Raw genomic sequence first — 18,698 nt, forward strand, 5'->3', positions numbered from 1 at the left:
CCGCCGAAGCCCCCGAGGTTGCTGTCGACCAACCCGCCCCGCCGGCCGAGACCGCACCCGACGTCGATGACATCGCCCCCACCGAAGGACGGCTGGATCGTCTGCGGGGACGCCTGGCGAAGTCCCAGAACACCCTCGGCAAGAGCATGCTGGGCCTTCTGGGTGGCGGTGACCTCGACGAGGACTCGTGGGAGGAGGTCGAGGACACGTTGCTGATCGCCGACCTCGGCCCGGTGGTCACCGAGTCGGTCGTGACCGCGTTGCGGTCCAAGATGGCCAGCAGCAGGGTCCGCACCGAGGCCGACGCGAGGGCGGTGCTGCGCGAGGTGCTGATCTCGGCGCTGCAACCGGACCTGGACCGCTCGATCCGGGCGCTCCCGCACGATGACAAGCCCTCCGTGCTCTTGGTCGTCGGGGTCAACGGGACGGGCAAGACGACGACCGTCGGCAAGCTGGCCCGAGTGCTCGTCGCCGACGGCCGCCGCGTGGTGCTGGCCGCGGCAGACACGTTCCGCGCCGCGGCAGCCGACCAGCTGCAGGCGTGGGCCTCACGGGTCGGCGCGCAAGTGGTGCGTGGCCCCGAAGGGGCCGATCCGGCCTCGGTGGCCTTCGATGCCGTCGACACGGGAATCACCTCGGGCGCCGACGTGGTGGTGATCGACACCGCCGGTCGCCTGCACACCAAGACCGGGCTGATGGACGAACTGGGCAAGGTCAAACGGGTGGTCGGTCGTCGCGCGGTCGTCGACGAGGTCCTGCTCGTCCTGGATGCGACCATCGGGCAGAACAGCCTGCCGCAGGCGCGGGTCTTCGCGGAGGTGGTCGACATCACCGGCGTCGTCCTGACCAAGCTGGACGGCACCGCCAAGGGCGGCATCGTCTTCCGCGTCCAGCAGGAGCTCGGAGTCCCGGTCAAGCTCGTGGGTCTCGGCGAGGGCCCGGACGACCTCGCCCCGTTCGAGCCGGCGGCGTTCGTCGACGCGCTTCTGGGGTAGTGATCCGCCGCGATCGGCCGAGCAAGTGGCAAAAGAGTTGACAATTGTGTCACGGCCCGAGGCTTTCTGCTGATCTTGGCCGGTGAAACACGAGCGTAACCACTTACGTGTGTCCGTTCACGCAGCCGAAACACAACAGAATCACAGGTGAAACGCGGGCCGAACAGTCTCTTTTGCGAGGCCGATCCTGTCGGCTGTCATCCCCAAGGAGGTTCACACAAAGTGGTTGGCTTGCATGATGTGGCCCTAGCCATACCGGACGAAATGTTTCTGCCGTTCGGGCCTGAGGGCCTGAGCGCCGGTGACACGGCATGGGTGCTCACATCCGCCGCGCTGGTGTTGTTCATGACACCGGGCCTGGCGTTCTTCTACGGCGGTCTGTCCCGGCAGAAGTCCGTCCTCAACATGATGATGATGTCGTTCGGCTCCCTCGGAGTCGTCAGCGTCATCTACGTGTTGTGGGGCTATTCGATGTCGTTCGCCTCGGCGCATACCGGGAACAGCGACTATCTCGGAATCTTCGACAACCCGTTCTCACTCTTCGGGCTCAGTCAGCTGACGGAGGTGCGTGAGCTCGGCGGAGTCGACACCTTCGTGCTCGGTGGATTCGGGACGGTACCCGCCATCGTCTGGGTGGCCTTCCAGCTCACCTTCGCGGTGATCACCGTCGCCCTGATCAGCGGGGCGGTGGCCGAGCGGATGAAGTTCGGCACCTGGCTGCTGTTCGGTGGCATCTGGGTCACCCTGGTGTATTTCCCTCTGTCGCACATGGTCTGGGGCGGCGGCCTGCTGTCGGCCTCGGAGTCGGGCATCGCGGCCAAACTGTTCGGGGTGGATGACGAAGGTGCCGCCAACGTCGCACCCATCGACTTCGCCGGCGGCACCGTGGTGCATATCAACGCCGGTATGGCCGCTCTAGTGTTGGCGATCCTGCTCGGAAAGCGCGCCGGCTTCGGCAAGTCCGCTTTCCGCCCGCACAATGTGCCGTTCGTGTTGCTCGGCGCGGCCATCCTGTGGTTCGGCTGGTTCGGCTTCAACGTCGGCTCCGAAGGTGCGGCGGACATGCTCGCCGGCGCGGTGTGGGTCAACACCACTGCCGCCACCGCGGCCGCCATGCTGTCGTGGTTGCTGGTGGAACGTATCCGAGACGGCCACGCCACCAGCGTCGGCGCCGCCTCGGGTGTCGTCGCCGGTCTGGTCGCGATCACTCCCGCGTGCGGTTCGCTCAGTGCGATCGGCTCGTTGATCCTCGGCGCGATCGCCGGTGTGCTCTCCGCGCTCGCCATCGGGCTGAAGTACAAGTTCGGGTACGACGATTCGCTCGACGTCGTCGGCGTCCACCTGGTCGCCGGGCTGTGGGGCACCGTCGGCATCGGGTTCCTGGCCCTGGAAACCGGGCTGTTCTACGGTGGCGGTATCCAGCAGCTCGTGGTGCAGATCGTCATCGCTCTTGTGGCCGTGATCTTCACCGGCATCATGACCGCGATCATCGCGTTCATCGTCAAGCCTCTGGGCTGGCGGGTGTCCCAGGAGGACGAGGACACTGGTATCGATGAAACCGAACACGCCGAAACGGCTTACGAGCTCGCCTGATCGGCGACAATTTCATCGGAAGGGATCGACTACATGAAGCTGATTACTGCGATCGTCAAGCCGTTCACGCTGGAGGATGTGAAGACCGGCCTCGAACAGACGGGCATACTCGGGATGACGGTCAGCGAGGTTCAGGGTTACGGCCGCCAGAAGGGGCATACCGAGGTGTACCGGGGCGCTGAGTACTCGGTGGACTTCGTGCCCAAGGTCCGTGTGGAGGTCGTTGTCGACGACGCCGCCGTGGACAAGGTGGTGGATGTCATCGTCCAGGCTGCCCGCACCGGAAAGATCGGTGACGGGAAGGTGTGGGTCAGCCCGGTCGACACCGTGGTTCGGGTGCGCACGGGTGAGCGGGGGTCCGACGCCCTCTGACACACAGCGTGGAATGAGCCGTCGTTTCCCGGCATTGCACCGGAAGAGCGCTAGACCGGTCAGTGCCGGAGAGGACAACTCATGACAGAACACAAGCAAGACCCCGCCGCCGGCGCCCCTCGATGGGTGCGTCCGGCGGCGGGTTCTTTGCGCCCCGCAACCGATCTCGTCGCCGCCGCCAAACAGCTACTGGCCGGAGGGCCGCGTCAGCTCGATTCGGCTGCGCTGCGCAACGCGCTGTTGGATCTCTACGATTTCTGGCTGGCCTCCAAGGCCACCGAGATCGGCATCACCGCGACCAGTGGCTTCGCGATCGTCGCGACCGGAGGCCTGGGCAGGGGCGAGATCCTGCCGTACTCCGATCTGGATCTGATGTTGTTGCACGACGACATGCCCTCCGAGGTCGTCGGAGAAGTGGCCGAACTGTTGTGGTATCCGTTGTGGGACGCCAACATTCGCCTCGACCACAGTGTCCGGACGGTGCCGCAGGCACTCAAGGTCGGCGGCGAGGACATCTCGGCCGGGTTGGCGATGCTCGAGGCGCGCCACATCGCCGGGGACGCCGACCTGTCATCGCTGCTGATCAGCGGCGCCCGCCGCCAATGGCGCACCGGGATAGCGTCCCGCTTCGACGAACTGGTCGAGCACACCAGGGCGCGCTGGCAGCGCAGTGGCCAGATCGCCCACCGCGCAGAGCCGGACCTCAAGTGCGGTAGGGGCGGTCTGCGCGACGTGCAGTTGCTCAACGCGCTGGCGATCGCGCAGTTGGCCGATGTGTACCCGAGCCGGTCGCTGGCCTCGCCGACCGAAACCCTCGGCGAGGCGCACCTCTCGCTGCTCAACGTCCGCACCGAGTTGCACCGGGTCGCCGGACGCGGCCGTGAACTGCTGTTGGCCCAGCACGCCGACGAGATCGGCGCCCTGCTTCGTATCGGCGACCGGTTCGATCTGGCCCGGATGCTCTCCGACGCCGCGCGCACCGTCAGCTACTACGTCGACGCGGGCATCCGTACGGCCGGAAACTCATTGCCCCGCCGCGGGCTTGCCGCCCTGCGGCGTCCGGTGCGCCGTCCGATCGACGAAGGTGTCGTCGAGTTCAACGGCGAGGTGATCCTGGCCCGCGATGCCCGCCCGGAACGCGACCCCGGTCTGATACTGCGGGTGGCTGCCGCATCGGCGACCACCGGTCTGCCGATGGCGGCGTCCACCCTGAGTCGGCTGGTGGAGAATGCGCCCGAGCTGCGCACGCCCTGGCCGCGCCAGGCGCTCAAGGACCTGCTGGTGATGCTCGCGGCGGGTCCGTCCGTGGTGGGGACGATCGAAGCGCTCGACCGCACCGGGCTGTGGGGCCGGCTGTTCCCCGAATGGGGTGCAGTGCGCGACCTGCCGCCGCGCGATGTCGTCCACATCTGGACCGTGGACCGCCACCTGGTCGAGACCGTCTCCCGGGCAAGCGGTTTCACGACCCGAGTGGCGCGGCCCGACCTCCTCGTACTGGGCGCTCTGGTGCACGACATCGGCAAGGGCCGGGGCGGGGACCACAGCGTCATCGGGGCCGAGCTGGCCACCCAGATCGGAAACCGGCTCGGGCTGTGGCCTTCCGACGTCGACATCCTGTCGAAGGTCGTGCGGCATCATCTGCTGCTCCCGCAGACCGCGACCCGGCGGGATCTGCAGGATCCCAAGACCATCGCCGCGGTGGTCGACGCCCTCGGCGGCGATCCGGTGGTGCTGGAGCTGCTGCACGTGCTCGCCGAGGCCGACTCACTGGCCACCGGCCCGGGTGTCTGGGGCGACTGGAAGGCCTCGCTGCTCGGCGACCTGGTCCGGCGTTGCCGGTTGGTGATGGCGGGGGAGGGCCTGCCCGCACCCGATCCCGTTGATCCGCGGTTCCTTTCGATGGCTGCCGACGAGGGCGTTCATGTCGAGATGACACCCGCCGACACCCCGCACATCTACAGCGTCACGATGATCGTGCCGGATCGCCGTGGTCTGCTGAGCAAGGCGGCCGGCGTCCTGGCTCTCAACAAACTGAGAGTGCACTCCGCGTCGGTCAACTCGCACCAGGGCTCGGCGATCAACACCTTCGTCGTCTCCCCGCATTTCGGCACCCCGCCGGCGGCGGAGCTGCTGCGCCAGCAGCTGATCCTCGCCGTCGAAGGGGAGCTCGACGTTCTGGGAGCGCTGGAGCTACGCGGTGCCGACAGCTCGCAGGCGGGCCGGGCGGGCGAGGTCCGGGCGGCCGTGCCGGTCAACGCACCGGCAGCACCCCCGCGGGTGATCTGGCATGCCGGGGCCGGCCCGGGACAACTCCTCGCGGAGATCCGGGCCACCGACCGCGCGGGGCTGCTGGCGGTGCTGACGGCGGTGTTCGAACGCGCCGGGGTGGACATCGACTGGGCCAAGGTGACGACGCTGGGATCGTCGGTGGTGGACGTGTTCGGTGTGGTGCTGCCGTCGGGAAGCACGGACAACACGCTGCGTCAGGCGCTGGAGCGCGAGCTGTACGCGGTGCTGCCCGCACCCCCGCCCAAGCAGGTCGAGGAAGCCAGCTAGTGACGTTCGTCGTCCACATCGACGAGGGCGTCCTCGGTGGGTCGGGCCGACGCCAAGTAGTCTGGCCTCGTGTTTGAATCCCTGTCCGACCGGTTGACCGGCGCGCTCACTGGCCTGCGCGGGAAGGGTCGGCTCACCGACGCCGATATCGATGCCACCAGCCGCGAGATCCGGCTGGCGCTGCTGGAAGCCGACGTCTCGCTGCCAGTGGTGCGCGAGTTCGTCGCCCGGATCAAGGACCGTGCCAAGGGCGCGGAGGTCTCGGCGGCGCTGAACCCGGCACAGCAGGTCGTCAAGATCGTCAACGAGGAACTCGTCGGGATCCTCGGCGGCCAGACCCGGCAGCTGTCCTTCGCCAAGACTCCTCCGACGGTGATCATGCTGGCGGGCCTGCAAGGCTCGGGTAAGACCACCCTGGCTGGAAAGCTGGCGAAATGGCTTAAGGGTCAAGGGCATACACCCCTATTGGTGGCCTGTGACCTGCAGCGGCCCGGTGCGGTCAACCAGCTTCAGATCGTCGGCGAGCGGGCCGGCGTACACGTCTTCGCCCCGCATCCCGGCGTGTCGCCGGACGGCGCGACGATCGAGCAGATGAAATCGGGCGACCCGGTGGCCGTGGCGTCGGCGGGTCTGGCCGAAGCGCGCGCCAAGTACTACGACGTCGTCATCGTCGACACCGCGGGTCGCCTCGGTATCGACGAGGAACTGATGGGGCAGGCCGCGGCCATCCGCGATGCCGTCACCCCCGATGAAACCCTGTTCGTCCTCGACGCGATGATCGGCCAGGACGCCGTGACCACGGCCGACGCGTTCCGCGAGGGCGTCGGGTTCACCGGCGTCGTGCTGACCAAACTCGACGGTGACGCGCGCGGCGGCGCCGCGCTGTCGGTGCGCGAGGTCACCGGCGTGCCGATCCTGTTCGCGTCGAGCGGTGAGAAACTCGAGGACTTCGACGTCTTCCATCCCGACCGGATGGCCGGCCGGATTCTCGGCATGGGTGACGTGCTGTCGCTCATCGAGCAGGCCGAACAGCACTTCGACGCCGAGCAGGCGGAGGCGACCGCCGCCAAGATCGGCAGCGGTGAGCTCACGCTCGAGGATTTTCTCGAGCAGATGCTGGCGATCCGCAAGATGGGGCCGATCGGCAACCTGCTGGGCATGCTGCCGGGCGCAGGGCAGATGAAGGACGCGCTGGCCGCCGTCGATGACAACCAACTCGACCGGGTGCAGGCCATTATCCGCGGGATGACACCGGCCGAGCGTGCCGACCCGAAGATCATCAACGCCTCGCGTCGGTTGCGTATCGCCAACGGCTCCGGTGTGACGGTCTCGGAGGTCAATCAGCTCGTCGACCGCTTCTTCGAAGCCCGCAAGATGATGTCCCAGATGGCCGGCCAGATGGGGATGCCGTTCGGCCGCAAGAACACCCGCAAGGCCGCCAAGGGCAAGAACAAGCAGAAGGGCAAGAAGGGGCGCAAGTCGGGCGCAGGTCCGACGCCGCCGAAGGCCCGCAACCCGCTCGGCGCAGGCATGCCCGCCGGTTTCCCCGACCTGTCGAACATGCCCAAAGGACTCGACGAGCTCCCGCCGGGACTCGCCGACATCGACCTGTCGAAACTGAAGTTCCCCAAGAACTGATGCCCCTGCACCTCCGGGGACGTGGGTTGCCCGACGGTGAACCCGTCGAGTGGTGGATCGTCGACGGCCGGCTCAGCGCCGAGCCGGTGACCGGCGCCGAGACGGTGTTCGGAGCTGACGGGGACGGCGGTTGGATCCTTCCCGGTCTGGTCGACGCCCACTGCCACGTCGGCCTGGGCCAGCATGGCCCCATCGAGATGGACGAGGCCGTCGCGCAGGCCGAGACCGAGCGCGGCGCCGGGGCGCTGTTGCTGCGGGATGCGGGGTCGCCCACCGACACCCGTAGCTTCGACGACCGGGCCGACCTGCCGCGCATCATCCGCGCCGGGCGCCATCTGGCGCGGCCCAAGCGCTACCAGCGCGGGTTCGCGATCGAGCTGGAGGACGAATGGCAGTTGCCCGACGCGGTGGCGCAGCAGGCCCGGTGGGGTGACGGCTGGGTCAAGCTGGTCGGCGACTGGATCGACCGCGACATCGGTGACCTGGCGCCGCTGTGGTCCGACGACGTGCTCAAGGCCGCCATCGAGGCGGCCCACGCCAATGGCGCACGGGTGACGGCCCACGTGTTCAGCGAGGACGCGCTGCCCGGGCTGATCACGGCAGGCATCGACTGCATCGAGCACGGCACCGGGCTCACGGACGACACCGTGGATCTGATGGTCGAGCACGGCACCGCGCTGGTGCCCACGCTGATCAACATCGAGAACTTCCCCGACATCGCGTCGGCCGCCAGCAAGTACCCGCGCTACGAACGCCACATGCGCGCGCTGCACCAGAGTTGTGCGGCCAGGATCGGTGCGGCGCGCGAGGCCGGGGTGCCCATCTACGCCGGCACCGACGCCGGCAGTGCCGTCGCCCACGGCCGAATCGGCGACGAGATCGACGCGCTCAAGGGCATCGGTATGACCCCGACCGAAGCTCTGGGGGCCGCCTGCTGGGACGCCCGGCAGTGGCTGGGCCGGCCCGGCCTCGAACACGGCGCGTCCGCCGACCTGGTGTGCTACGCCGACGACCCGCGCGGTGGTGCGGGCGTGCTGGCCGAGCCGTCACGGGTGATCCTGCGCGGCGCCGTCTACTGAGCGCCAGGTGTGAAGCCAGGGCCGTGATCGGGCCGCGATCACGACCCGGAGTGCTATTCCGCGGGGGGTGAGCGCGCTAGGGCTGAGCGAAGCCCCAGTCCAGCAGCCTGGTCGCCTGCCCGTAGAGGTCTCCGTCGCCGTACATCTGCACCACCACCAGGCGCCGGCTGCCGCGCTGAGCGGCGCCGACGTAGGTCTTGCGGGCGAGGTTGGTGTACCCGGTCTTGCCGCCGAGGTCACCCGGGTAGCGGGTGAGCAGCTCGTTCTGGTTGGTGATGGTCTTGCCGGGGAACTGCGCCGAGGGTTGGCGCATGATCTGCGCGATCAACGGATACTGCAGGGCCGCGCGCATGATGACCGCGAGGTCGTGTGGCGTGGTCACCGACTCCCAACCGGGGCCGTCAAGTCCCGACGGGGACGACGCCTTGGTGCTGCGCGCACCGGCGAGGGCGGCCTTGCGGTTCATCGCGGCAAGCGCCACCGGTTTCCCGCCGAGCATGTCGGCGAGCATGTTGGCCGCATCGTTGCCCGACACCATCAGTATCGCCTCGAGGAGTTGGCGGGTGGTGTAGGCCTGCCCGGGTTCGAGCCCCACGCAGGAGCACTCGACCTGGGTGTGCGAGGCGTTGGCCCGGGCGAAGTTGTCGGGCCGAAGGTGATCGAGCACCACCATGGCGAGCAGCACCTTGATCGTGCTGGCCGGGGCGTAGGTGCCGTAGGGATCCCTGCTGGCCAGCACCCGGCCGGTGTCGAGGTCGGCGACCAGCCAGGCCTTGGCGGGACCGTCCGGAAGCGCTTGCGCGGCGGCCGGTGCTGCGTCGGGTTGGGCCGCCGCGGTGGGTGCGCCGACCGCCGTCGCGGCAGCCAGTACCACACTGAGGGCGAGCGCCAGCCCCGCGAAACTTCGTCGCACAGCAGGCGACGCTAATGACGCCAGGACTCGCCGAGCGCGCGATCAGGTCTCCATCGGGTCTCGAGTGTGCCGCCCGGGTTCAGAGTTGGCTGACACCGGCGTTCGGTTCGAGCGCGAATCCCCAGTCGAGCAGGCTGGCTGCCTGATCCCAGTAGCTGGGCGCGCCCTCCTTGTCCAGGCCGAACATCAGCGCCACCACAAGACGCTTGCCGTGGCGCTCGGCGCCGCCGACGAATGTCTTGCGGGCGAGGTCGGTGTAGCCGGTCTTTCCGCCGAAGGTGCCCGGATAACGCTGCAGCAACTTGTCCTGGTTGACCAGTACCTTGTCGCCGGTCTTGGTCGGGAAGACGGCTGTGGGCATGGCGGTGATCTGGGCGAAGACGGGGTTGGCCATCGCCGCGCGGAAGATCACCGCCAGATCGTGCGGCGAGGACCACATGTCGATGCCGGGCCCGTCGATCCCCGACGGTGAGCCGGCGTTGGTGCCGTAGGCCCCCACCAGTGCGGCCTTGCCGTTCATCTTCATCACCGCGACGTCGTGACCGCCGAGCATTCTGGCCAGCGTGTTGGCGGCGTCGTTGCCCGACACCAGCAGCGCGGCCTCCAGCAGTTGCCGGGTGGTGTACGTCATCCCGGGGGTCACACCTGCGCAGTTGCACTCGACCTCGGTATCGGCCTCGTTGGCGACGATCGTCGCGTCCAGCGGTAGCTCGTCGAGCACCGTCAGCGCGAGCAGCACCTTGATGGTGCTGGCCGGGGCGTACTGGCCGTGTTCGTCGCGGGCGGCGAGCACCGCGCCGGTGTCCATGTCCGCGACCAGCCAGGCCTGCGCGGGCCCGTCGGGGATCGGGGTCGAGCCCACCGGCTGGAGGACGCCGGTCACGGGCACGGCGGCAGCGGTCGGTCCGAAGACACCGAGCGTTCCCGCGATCAGACCCAGGGTGAGCGCCAGGGACGCGAGAAGCCTCGTCATGTCGGGTGAGCCTAATCCCGGTCGACGATCGTGTTCAATCGATCCATGTTGAGCATCGAGGAGATCTCGGATCGTTTGGAAATCCAGCAGCTGCTGATCGACTACTCCACGGCGATCGACCAGCGGCGCTTCGACGACCTCGACGCGGTGTTCACCTCCGACGCCTATATCGATTACCGGGCCGCCGGGGGCATCGCCGGGCAGTTCCCCGAGGTCAAGGCGTGGCTCTCGGAGGTGCTGCCGAACTTTCCGGCGTACTACCACATGCTGGGCAACGTCGACGTGCGTGTCACCGGCGACACCGCGACCTCGCGGGCGATCTGCTTCAACCCGATGGTGATGGGGGGCGACCAGGAGCAGATCTATTTTGTCGGCATCTGGTACCTGGACGAGTTCGTCAGGACCCCGCAGGGGTGGCGGATGAGCAGGCGTGTCGAGGAGAAGTGTTTCGACAAGATCCTCTGACCCGCTCAGCGGACCAGCCGACGCGCCACCCTCGCCGTCAATTTCTTGATCCGGTCTGAGATGTACAGGGAGAAGACGACGTTGAAGATGTCCTCCCGCAGCCTGGTCAGCGTGGAGCTGGTGATCAACCACCGGCCGTCGATCTTCTCGTACGTCTCGTCGTAGTGGCCGTACCCGCGCAGGTTCACCCCGGGCGCCAGTCGAACGACGTCTTCCAGAGCCCAGACGGCGCGCGCGGTCGTCGCCGAGGTCAGTTCGATCTCCGGAGCATGCACCTGGTGCACCGTGGCCCGGTCGCCGAGGCTGCTGCGGGTGAAGGCGACAAAAGGATCGGCACCGACGATGACCTTGCCGCCCGCGCCGGCGGTGTCGCTGCGGAAGCCGTCGGTGAACAGGGTGCGCCAGGAGTCCCAGTCCTTGGTGTCCAGGTGCCGGCAGTAGCGGGCCTTCAGCTGCTTGATCGACTCGATCTCCAAGAGAAGGGCGGCGTCATCCATGCGAGCGAGGGTGACACCGGCCGCCTCGATTGTAAAGGTTCAGCGGAGCCGGCCGGCGCTGGATTTCGTCCTGCGGAGCGGGCTCTGGCACAATGAGCGGCTGTCTGCCTCGGGACTCCGGCCCCGCGGCGGTCACACACGTAAGGCAAAACCGGACCGGGCAGCCCGCCCGCGTCGCTCGAATTGCCAACGTGGCAATCAACAGGAGAATCCGCACCACCATGGCTGTCAAGATCAAGCTCGCCCGTTTCGGGAAGATCCGCAATCCCCAGTACCGCATCTCCGTCGCCGACGCACGCAACCGTCGCGACGGTCGCGCCATCGAGGTCATCGGCCGGTACCACCCCAAGGAGAATCCGAGCCTCATCGAGATCGATTCGGAGCGCGCCCAGTACTGGCTCGGCGTGGGCGCCCAGCCCACCGAGCCCGTCCTGCAGCTGCTCAAGATCACCGGTGACTGGCAGAAGTTCAAGGGTCTGCCCGGCGCCGAGGGCACGCTGAAGGTCAAGGAGCCCAAGCCCAGCAAGCTCGACCTGTTCAACGCCGCGCTCGCCGAGGCCGATGGCGGTCCGACCGGCGAGGCCACCCAGCCCAAGAAGAAGAAGGCGCCCGCCAAGAAGGCCGAGCAGGCCGACGAGAAGGCTGAGCCTGCCGCCGAGAAGGCTGAGCCTGCCGCCGAGGACAAGGCCGAGACCGAGACCGCCGCCGAGAGCGCCGACGCTCCCAGCGAGAGCTGAGCACGCCGGTGAGTTCAGTCGTCGTCGACGCCGTCGAGCATCTGGTCCGCGGGATCGTCGACAACCCCGATGACGTCCGGGTCGACATGGTGACCAACCGCCGCGGGCGCACCGTCGAGGTGCACGTCCATCCCGAAGATCTCGGCAAGGTCATCGGGCGTGGCGGGCGCACTGCGACCGCGTTGCGCACCCTGGTGGCCGGTATCGGTGGCCGGGGTATCCGCGTCGACGTGGTGGACACCGACCAGTAGGAATCCGCCCATGGAGCTGGTCGTCGGGCGCGTGGCGAAGGCGCACGGCGTCACTGGTGAGATCGTCGTCGATGTCCGCACCGACGATCCGGACGGTCGGTTCGCGCCCGGGGAGACGCTGCGGGGCCGCGCTTCTCGCGGCGGTTCCGAACGCGACTACACCATCGAATCCGTTCGCGAACACTCCGGCCGGCTGCTCGTGCGGCTGGCCGGAGTCCGCAGCCGTGACGCCGCCGAGGCGATGCGGGGCACGCTGTTCCTCGTCGACTCCGACGATCTGCCGCCGATCACCGAAACCGACGAGTTCTACGACCATCAGCTCGAGGGACTGCGGGTGCGGACCGTGGCCGGCGAGGATGTCGGCACCATTGCCGAGGTGTTGCACACCGCCGCCGGTGAGCTGCTCAGTGTCAGATCCGCGCAGGGAGCCGAGATCCTGATCCCGTTCGTCCAGGCGATCGTCACGGCGGTGTCGCTGGCTGATGGTCTGGTGGAGATCGATCCGCCCGACGGACTGCTCAATCTCGACGACCTCGCGTGAGGGTGTCGTGAGAATAGACGTCGTCACGATCTTTCCGGCCTACCTCGAACCACTGCGGCAGTCCCTGCCGGGCAGGGCGATCGAGGCCGGCACGGTTGAACTCGGTGTGCACGACCTGCGGAACTGGACCCATGACGTCCATCGGTCGGTGGACGACTCACCCTACGGCGGCGGCCCGGGGATGGTGATGAAGGCGCCGGTGTGGGGTGCGGCGCTCGACGAGATGTGTTCGGAGGAAACGCTTCTGGTGATTCCGACCCCGGCGGGGCGGTTATTCACCCAGGCCGATGCCGCGCGCTGGAGTGGTGAACGACATCTGGTTTTCGCGTGTGGCCGCTACGAAGGGATCGACCAGCGAGTCGCGCAGGACGCTTCGCGCCGGATGCGGGTCGAAGAGGTCTCGATCGGCGATTACGTCCTGCCCGGTGGAGAGTCGGCGGCACTGGTGATGATCGAGGCGGTGGTGCGCCTGCTGCCCGATGTGCTCGGCAATCCTGAGTCCCACCGCGACGATTCACATTCTGAACTGGTCGGGGGACTGCTGGAGGGCCCCAGCTACACCAGGCCGGCGAGTTGGCGCGGACTCGATGTGCCGGAGGTGCTGCTCTCGGGCGATCACGCGCGGATCGCCGCGTGGCGGCACCAGCAGGGTCTCGAGCGCACCTGGGAACGTCGGCCGGACCTGCTGGACTAGATCCGCCCGCTGGGGAACATCGTCTGCACGGCCTCGGTGATGGTCTGCCGGGCGGTGTCGTCGTCGGCAGCCTGCATCGACGCGATGACCATCACATAGCGCCGGTCGGGTCCGACGACGCCGGTGGACAAATGCATCCAGTCGGCGCCGATGCAGCACATCCAACCCTGCTTGACGGCCACCGGTTCGGCGAAGATCCCCTCGGGGATGCCGAACCGCTGCGGGTAGATGCCACCGGGGACCATCCCGTCGGGTGCCGTGGGCGTCGATGCCGCGAGATCGGACAGGATCACCTCGGCCTGCTCCGGCGGCAGTCCGCCGGTGCCCGCCAGCAGCATGTCGTAGTAGCGCACCAGATCGGTGGCGGTGCTGACGGTGTTGAACCACCGGTCGTTGCCGGGCGGACGTGTCGCCCCCAGCCGGTAGCGGGCCACCACCCGATTGATGATCGCGCTGCCGCCGGAGCGGTTCCAGAAGACCTCGGCGGCGCTGTCGTCGGACGACCGCAGCATGACGTCGAGCGACCGCCGGTCCTCCGGCGACAGCGTGGTCTCACCCCGCGAGACCTGCAGGAGCAGGTCGTCGGCGATGAACAGCTTGACCACCGAGGCGATGGCGATCGTCATGCTGTTGCCGTTGGTCACCAACTGCCCGGTGTTGCGGTCGAGAACCGCCGCGGTGACGTCGGCGCCGGCCGCGGCGGCCTGGTCGGTGGCCTGCCGCTGGCGATCTGCGAGTCCCACGAACCCGGCGCTGGGCGCGTCCGGCGGCACCTCGGGCAGCGGAGCCAAGGCGCCCAGGGGGGCGACCACCGTCCGCGGCGGGCCCGACGGTGCCGGGGGTGAGCCGTGCACCTGGGCCCCGCACCCGGCGATGACAACGACAGCCAACGCTGCCGCAGTCATCGTGGTGACCAGCCGCAAAGGCCGCCTTCGCATCCGTGTCCTCCGTGAATTCTGCGGCGAATGTGCCGAGCCCGATGCCGAATGGTCGAGTCGGTATACCCGTTTTCCCAGGGTAACCTCATCAAACCCACCCCGCCTGCGCACGGACGTGGGCCCGCGCACCGGGGGGATGGGCGCACTCCGATTTCGGGTAATCGGAGTTCGTCTGGCACAATTGGGCAGTTGTCTGTGCACGGCCGGAACCGCCGCACGACTGCCCCAGACGTCCGAATCACCCATCGGCTCTGCGCGCGTCCCCGCGACGTCCGCCAGCGGCCCGAACAGCAAGGAAGTGTCTCCGATGAACACCCTGGATTTCGTCGACCAGTCGTCGTTGCGCGACGACGTCCCGGACTTCGGCCCCGGTGACACCATCAACGTCCACGTGAAGGTCATCGAGGGCTCCAAGGAGCGCATTCAGGTCTTCAAGGGCGTCGTGCTGCGCCGCCAGGGCGGCGGGATCCGCGAGACCTTCACCGTGCGCAAGGAAAGCTATGGCGTCGGTGTCGAGCGGACCTTCCCGGTGCATTCGCCCAACATCGACCACATCGACATCGTCACCCGCGGTGACGTCCGTCGCGCCAAGCTGTACTACCTGCGTGAGCTCCGTGGCAAGAAGGCCAAGATCAAGGAAAAGCGCTGACCTGCCGGGCGGCGTCGGAACCCGCGGCGCCCTGGCTACGCTGATCTCGTGACCGGACCCTCAGACGGCCGACCCGAACCCGACGACCTGTCGGCCGAGCGCACGCTCGGCACCGCAGACCCCGACGCTCCGGCGGCAGGCGCCGACGGGGAGCAGGAGCCGGCGAAGAAGAAGCGCGGCGCGGTGCGTGAGGCCGCCCTGCTGATCACCATCGCGGTGGTTCTCTACTACGTGATGCTGACGTTCATCGCCCGCCCGTACCTCATCCCATCCGAGTCGATGGAACCCACGTTGCACGGGTGCCCCGGTTGCGTGGGTGACCGCATCATGGTCGACAAGCTGACCTACCGGTTCACCGAACCCGAGCCCGGCGACGTCGTCGTCTTCAAGGGCCCGCCGAACTGGAGCATCGGCTACCAGTCGATCCGGTCGGACAACCCCGCGATCCGGTGGTTGCAGAATGCGCTCGCGGTTGTCGGGTTTGTCCCGCCCGACGAGAACAACCTGGTGAAACGGATCATCGCGGTCGGCGGTCAGACGGTCGAATGCCGGGCCGACACCGGGCTCACCGTCGACGGCGAACGGCTCGACGAGCCGTACCTCAGTCCGGACACCATGATGGCCGATCCCGCGGTGTACCCATGCCTGGGCAACGAGTTCGGACCCGTCACCGTGCCGGAGGACCGGGTGTGGGTGATGGGGGACAACCGCACCCATTCCGCGGACTCCCGGACACATTGCAGTAACCGACCCGAGGACGCCCAAGATGGGTTGCTGTGCACCGGAGACCCGGTCGCCGGAACGATCCCGGTGGAGAACATCGTCGGAAAGGCGCGGTTCATCGCCTGGCCGCCGTCGCGATGGGGCGGCGTGAGCTCGGTGGACCCGCAAGAACCCAGTTGAGCGCTGACAGGAGGCCCAGTTGCGTGCTGCCTGGCCACCGAGGGTGGTGATCCGTAAATCGTCGGGCCTGCGCACCCTGGAATCCGCGCTCTACCGTGCCGGTCTGGGCCCGGTGGCCGGGGTCGACGAGGTCGGCCGGGGTGCGTGTGCTGGTCCGCTGGTGGTGGCGGCGTGTGTGCTCGGCCCCAACCGGCTGGAGAGCCTGGCGGCGCTCGACGATTCCAAGCGACTCAACGAGACCGAACGGGAGCGGTTGTTCCCGCTGATCCGTCGCTATGCGTTGGCCTACCACGTGGTCTTCATTCCTTCGGTCGAGGTGGACCGCCGAGGGGTGCACGTCGCCAACATCGAAGGGATGCGACGTGCGGTGGCGGGCCTGCCGGTGCGACCGGGGTATGTGCTCTCCGATGGATTCCGGGTGCCCGGCCTGCCGACACCGTCGCTGCCGGTGGTGGGCGGCGACGCCGCCGCGGCATGCATCGCGGCGGCGAGCGTGCTGGCCAAGGTCAGCCGGGACCGGCTGATGGTGGCCATGGAACAGGAACACCCCGGCTACGGCTTCGCTGAGCACAAGGGCTACAGCACCCGCGCCCACTCCGCCGCGCTGGCCAGTCTCGGCCCGTCCAGACAGCATCGGTATTCGTTCGTCAACGTGCGGCGTCTGTCGGCGCGGGAACCGGGGGGGCACGCCGAACTCGCGTGCGGGAAGATGAGCACAATGGGTTCCAGGATGGGTTCCAGGATGGGTCCGAGGGACTCCGATCGACATGAAGGACAGCTGAGCTGATGAGTGCCGAAGATCTCGAGAAGTACGAAACCGAGATGGAGCTCTCGCTCTACCGCGAGTACAAGGACATCGTCGGACAGTTCAGCTATGTCGTGGAGACCGAGCGGCGGTTCTATCTGGCCAACAGCGTCGAAATGGTGCCGCACAACGCCGACGGCGAGGTCTACTTCGAACTGCGACTGGCCGACGCCTGGGTGTGGGACATGTACCGCCCCGCGCGGTTCGTCAAGCAGGTCCGGGTGATCACCTTCAAAGACGTCAACATCGAAGAGGTCGAAAAGCCCGAGTTGCGGCTGCCCGAATAACTTGCCTCGGGTAGCTTTCCCGGGTTCGGCTCCGATGAGTTGCCCTGCTGCCGGCGACCGACCGAATATTTGGTCAACATTGTCGAGAGGCGGGCAGACGTTGACCGGCGCGCAGTCGGACCGGATGCGCGAATGCCCGATGATCGCCAACAGGGTTCTGCCACCGTCGGCGCTGCACCACACGGTACGCATCATGATGGGCGTCCCCGGTTCGGTTCGGCGCGTGCGGTCACGAGGGACGGACGGCGACTCCCCGCAGGACGGTGTCACGAGCGAGGACCAGCGCGTTTCGGGTGCCGATCTCGGCAAGGATGTTCTCCGGGATCCACTGTTCGCCGATGATGCAGCGAGTGAGCATGTCCGCGCCGGCGCCCTCGATGTGAATCTCCCCGTCACGGATCCCGTCGGACAACAGGGCCTTCATCTGGCGGATCCGCTTCGTGAACGACCATGTGGGGTTCGCCGAGTCTGGTGGGGTGTGGCGCAGCCAGGCCAGCTGGATGCGGAACTCGTCGGGGAACTGGTCGAGCGCATTGATATTCAGCCAGCTCAACGCATCCAGCTTCTCGATCGCTGTGGAGTCCGACCGGACGATGTCCGCCCATGCGCCGCCGACCTTGTGGCCGAACTCGAGCATGATCGACATCAGTAGTTCGTCCTTGGAGCCGATGACCCGGTACACGGTTCCGGTGCCCAGCCCCGCGGCCGAAGCGATGTCGCGGATGGTCGTCATCTCGTAACCGCGCCTACCGAATTCCGCCCGCGCCACCGCGCGCACGTGCGCGGCCTTGAGGTCGGTGTCGTCCTCGGCGTCGACCCAACTCTTGATGACGTCTTCGGCGACGGCGAACGCGTTCGACCGGTCCAGGTCCGAATCGGAGGGGGGCTCGGCGGCGAGGCCCTCCAGCGCGATCCGGCACTTCAGGGTGGCCAGCCGATCGGTGTCGGCGTTGTGCCGGATGACGTCGAGGCCGACGTGCAACATGCTCTGACACAGACGGTCGGCCAGCGTCGGTAGGTCGACGTCCGAACGGATGTCGCCGCTCCACCGGCCGGCCCGCAACGCCTGCAGCATGGCCTCCTGGATCTTCTTCGGCTGCCGGGCAGTCAGCTCCATGAGCTCGGGGTCGTTGCTCGGCCCTTCGTAGAACGACATCTGCAGGGCGGCTCGATGTTCGACGGCGCATCGGGCGACCTCACGTCCGAGGTCGGTGATCCGGTCGGTGACGCTGCGCTCGTCGGGCTGGTCGAGCCGTTCCAGCGTGACCTCGCCGATGCGATCGAGGTCGGCGTGGTAGAGCCGGATCAGCTCGACGAGGATGGCTTCCTTGGACTCGAAGTGGTGGTAGAGACTGCCCGCCAGGATGCCCGCGGCGTCTGCGATCTGCTGAAGCGAGCTGCGCAGGCCGGTGGTGGCGATCACGGTGTTGGCGGTCTTGAGAATCTCGGTGCGTCGCGTCGCATCGACTGACGACGTCGGCACTGCGGTGAGTTTTGCGGCGCCCGGACTCTTCTCGGGCGTGCGACCGCCGCGTTTCGAGACCCGCCCTGCGGGGTCGGCACCTGCCATTTCTTGATCCTACTGACCGCGCAATGCGACGAGGGGACGGTCGTAGGGCGGATCCGAGGCGTCGTGCGAGGCAACTCTCATCGAGCCAGCCATCATCGCGATCACGTCGTCGGTGATCTGGGAAACCGACTCCGCGTTCCACGCGATGACACAGACGCGGTCGATCATCTCTCACAGACGCTGTCGCGCCGCTCGAGACGGTCGACCCATCGTCCGCCGGACGGCGTCATGTGGTCGGCTGC

General features: G+C 67.7%; 21 protein-coding genes. 15 read left to right on the plus strand and 6 right to left on the minus strand.

The genetic code is table 11. The annotated features are described in order from the left end of the window. The 6 genes from ftsY to BEMPMBAN_RS02645 form a co-directional block, all read left to right on the plus strand. Nucleotides 1-995, plus strand: a 995-nt coding sequence (gene ftsY / locus BEMPMBAN_RS02620) for a signal recognition particle-docking protein FtsY (protein WP_159228834.1), incomplete at its 5' end; no start/stop codon positions are given. Between the two features lie 240 nt (nucleotides 996-1,235). Next, a complete protein-coding gene (locus BEMPMBAN_RS02625) occupies nucleotides 1,236-2,588 on the plus strand; it encodes an ammonium transporter (protein ID WP_200845848.1) in 1,353 nt (450 codons plus the stop codon). 33 nt (nucleotides 2,589-2,621) lie between these two features. After that, entirely contained in the window at nucleotides 2,622-2,960 is a 339-nt protein-coding gene (locus tag BEMPMBAN_RS02630) for a P-II family nitrogen regulator (RefSeq protein WP_159228836.1), read from the plus strand. A gap of 81 nt (nucleotides 2,961-3,041) precedes the next feature. Continuing rightward, nucleotides 3,042-5,516: a [protein-PII] uridylyltransferase gene (locus BEMPMBAN_RS02635; RefSeq protein WP_159228837.1), complete on the plus strand. Its 2,475-nt coding sequence runs from the start codon at nucleotides 3,042-3,044 to the stop codon at nucleotides 5,514-5,516. 69 nt (nucleotides 5,517-5,585) lie between these two features. Next, nucleotides 5,586-7,154: a signal recognition particle protein gene (ffh, locus tag BEMPMBAN_RS02640; RefSeq protein WP_159228838.1), complete on the plus strand. Its 1,569-nt coding sequence runs from the start codon at nucleotides 5,586-5,588 to the stop codon at nucleotides 7,152-7,154. Then, complete coding sequence (locus BEMPMBAN_RS02645) at nucleotides 7,154-8,233, plus strand: metal-dependent hydrolase family protein (RefSeq protein WP_159228839.1); 1,080 nt, start codon at nucleotides 7,154-7,156, stop codon at nucleotides 8,231-8,233. Before ffh ends, BEMPMBAN_RS02645 begins: the two co-directional genes overlap by 1 nt. A gap of 76 nt (nucleotides 8,234-8,309) precedes the next feature. On the opposite strand, the gene BEMPMBAN_RS02650 is transcribed toward BEMPMBAN_RS02645, so the two are convergent. Together BEMPMBAN_RS02650 and BEMPMBAN_RS02655 are read right to left on the minus strand one after the other, a co-directional pair. Further along, nucleotides 8,310-9,146, minus strand: coding sequence for a D-alanyl-D-alanine carboxypeptidase (locus BEMPMBAN_RS02650; RefSeq protein ID WP_159228840.1), 837 nt, complete (start codon nucleotides 9,144-9,146; stop codon nucleotides 8,310-8,312). A 79-nt stretch (nucleotides 9,147-9,225) separates the two neighbouring features. Beyond that, a complete protein-coding gene (locus BEMPMBAN_RS02655; protein ID WP_159228841.1) occupies nucleotides 9,226-10,119 on the minus strand; it encodes a D-alanyl-D-alanine carboxypeptidase family protein in 894 nt (297 codons plus the stop codon). Nucleotides 10,120-10,164: 45 nt separating this feature from the next. Between BEMPMBAN_RS02655 and BEMPMBAN_RS02660 the strand changes: the two genes are divergently transcribed. Further along, nucleotides 10,165-10,584, plus strand: a complete 420-nt coding sequence (locus BEMPMBAN_RS02660) for a nuclear transport factor 2 family protein (protein ID WP_159228842.1) — start codon at nucleotides 10,165-10,167, stop codon at nucleotides 10,582-10,584. A 5-nt stretch (nucleotides 10,585-10,589) separates the two neighbouring features. Here BEMPMBAN_RS02660 and BEMPMBAN_RS02665 read toward each other — a convergent pair whose 3' ends face one another. Then, nucleotides 10,590-11,081, minus strand: coding sequence for a nuclear transport factor 2 family protein (locus tag BEMPMBAN_RS02665; RefSeq protein ID WP_159228843.1), 492 nt, complete (start codon nucleotides 11,079-11,081; stop codon nucleotides 10,590-10,592). Nucleotides 11,082-11,302: 221 nt separating this feature from the next. On the opposite strand from BEMPMBAN_RS02665, the gene rpsP reads away from it, so the two are divergent. Genes rpsP through trmD form a run of 4 tightly spaced genes read left to right on the plus strand, consistent with a single transcriptional unit; the run spans nucleotide 11,303 to nucleotide 13,304 of the window. Beyond that, nucleotides 11,303-11,818: a 30S ribosomal protein S16 gene (gene rpsP, locus BEMPMBAN_RS02670; protein WP_159228844.1), complete on the plus strand. Its 516-nt coding sequence runs from the start codon at nucleotides 11,303-11,305 to the stop codon at nucleotides 11,816-11,818. An 8-nt stretch (nucleotides 11,819-11,826) separates the two neighbouring features. After that, on the plus strand, nucleotides 11,827-12,069 hold the full coding sequence (locus BEMPMBAN_RS02675; RefSeq protein ID WP_005148848.1) for an RNA-binding protein: 243 nt from the start codon (nucleotides 11,827-11,829) through the stop codon (nucleotides 12,067-12,069). A gap of 10 nt (nucleotides 12,070-12,079) precedes the next feature. After that, a complete protein-coding gene (rimM, locus tag BEMPMBAN_RS02680; protein WP_159228845.1) occupies nucleotides 12,080-12,610 on the plus strand; it encodes a ribosome maturation factor RimM in 531 nt (176 codons plus the stop codon). Between the two features lie 7 nt (nucleotides 12,611-12,617). Continuing rightward, the gene (trmD, locus tag BEMPMBAN_RS02685) at nucleotides 12,618-13,304 is read left to right on the plus strand and encodes a tRNA (guanosine(37)-N1)-methyltransferase TrmD (RefSeq protein ID WP_159228846.1); all 687 of its coding nucleotides are present in this window, start codon (nucleotides 12,618-12,620) and stop codon (nucleotides 13,302-13,304) included. Here the strand turns inward: trmD and BEMPMBAN_RS02690 are convergent. Continuing rightward, complete coding sequence (locus tag BEMPMBAN_RS02690) at nucleotides 13,301-14,242, minus strand: serine hydrolase (RefSeq protein ID WP_159228847.1); 942 nt, start codon at nucleotides 14,240-14,242, stop codon at nucleotides 13,301-13,303. The two genes, trmD and BEMPMBAN_RS02690, sit on opposite strands and share 4 nt — an antisense overlap. 307 nt (nucleotides 14,243-14,549) lie before the next feature. Here BEMPMBAN_RS02690 and rplS point away from each other — a divergent pair, with 307 nt between their 5' ends. Genes rplS through BEMPMBAN_RS02710 form a run of 4 tightly spaced genes read left to right on the plus strand, consistent with a single transcriptional unit; the run spans nucleotide 14,550 to nucleotide 16,886 of the window. Then, nucleotides 14,550-14,891 carry a 50S ribosomal protein L19 gene (gene rplS / locus BEMPMBAN_RS02695; protein WP_159228848.1) on the plus strand — a complete coding sequence of 114 codons (342 nt, stop codon included), beginning with the start codon at nucleotides 14,550-14,552 and terminating at the stop codon, nucleotides 14,889-14,891. Nucleotides 14,892-14,939: 48 nt separating this feature from the next. Continuing rightward, complete coding sequence (gene lepB / locus BEMPMBAN_RS02700) at nucleotides 14,940-15,794, plus strand: signal peptidase I (protein ID WP_159228849.1); 855 nt, start codon at nucleotides 14,940-14,942, stop codon at nucleotides 15,792-15,794. 19 nt (nucleotides 15,795-15,813) lie between these two features. Further along, entirely contained in the window at nucleotides 15,814-16,581 is a 768-nt protein-coding gene (locus BEMPMBAN_RS02705; protein ID WP_159228850.1) for a ribonuclease HII, read from the plus strand. After that, on the plus strand, nucleotides 16,581-16,886 hold the full coding sequence (locus BEMPMBAN_RS02710) for a DUF2469 domain-containing protein (protein WP_137148053.1): 306 nt from the start codon (nucleotides 16,581-16,583) through the stop codon (nucleotides 16,884-16,886). Before BEMPMBAN_RS02705 ends, BEMPMBAN_RS02710 begins: the two co-directional genes overlap by 1 nt. Before the next feature lie 229 nt (nucleotides 16,887-17,115). On the opposite strand, the gene BEMPMBAN_RS02715 is transcribed toward BEMPMBAN_RS02710, so the two are convergent. After that, nucleotides 17,116-18,456: a TetR/AcrR family transcriptional regulator gene (locus BEMPMBAN_RS02715; protein WP_159228851.1), complete on the minus strand. Its 1,341-nt coding sequence runs from the start codon at nucleotides 18,454-18,456 to the stop codon at nucleotides 17,116-17,118. 9 nt (nucleotides 18,457-18,465) lie between these two features. Continuing rightward, a complete protein-coding gene (locus tag BEMPMBAN_RS02720; RefSeq protein ID WP_159228852.1) occupies nucleotides 18,466-18,624 on the minus strand; it encodes a hypothetical protein in 159 nt (52 codons plus the stop codon). Nucleotides 18,625-18,698 lie beyond the last annotated feature (74 nt).

It is taken from the genome of Mycolicibacterium austroafricanum (genome assembly GCF_902705885.1).
GTDB classification, from domain to species: Bacteria; Actinomycetota; Actinomycetes; order Mycobacteriales; family Mycobacteriaceae; genus Mycobacterium; species Mycobacterium vanbaalenii_A.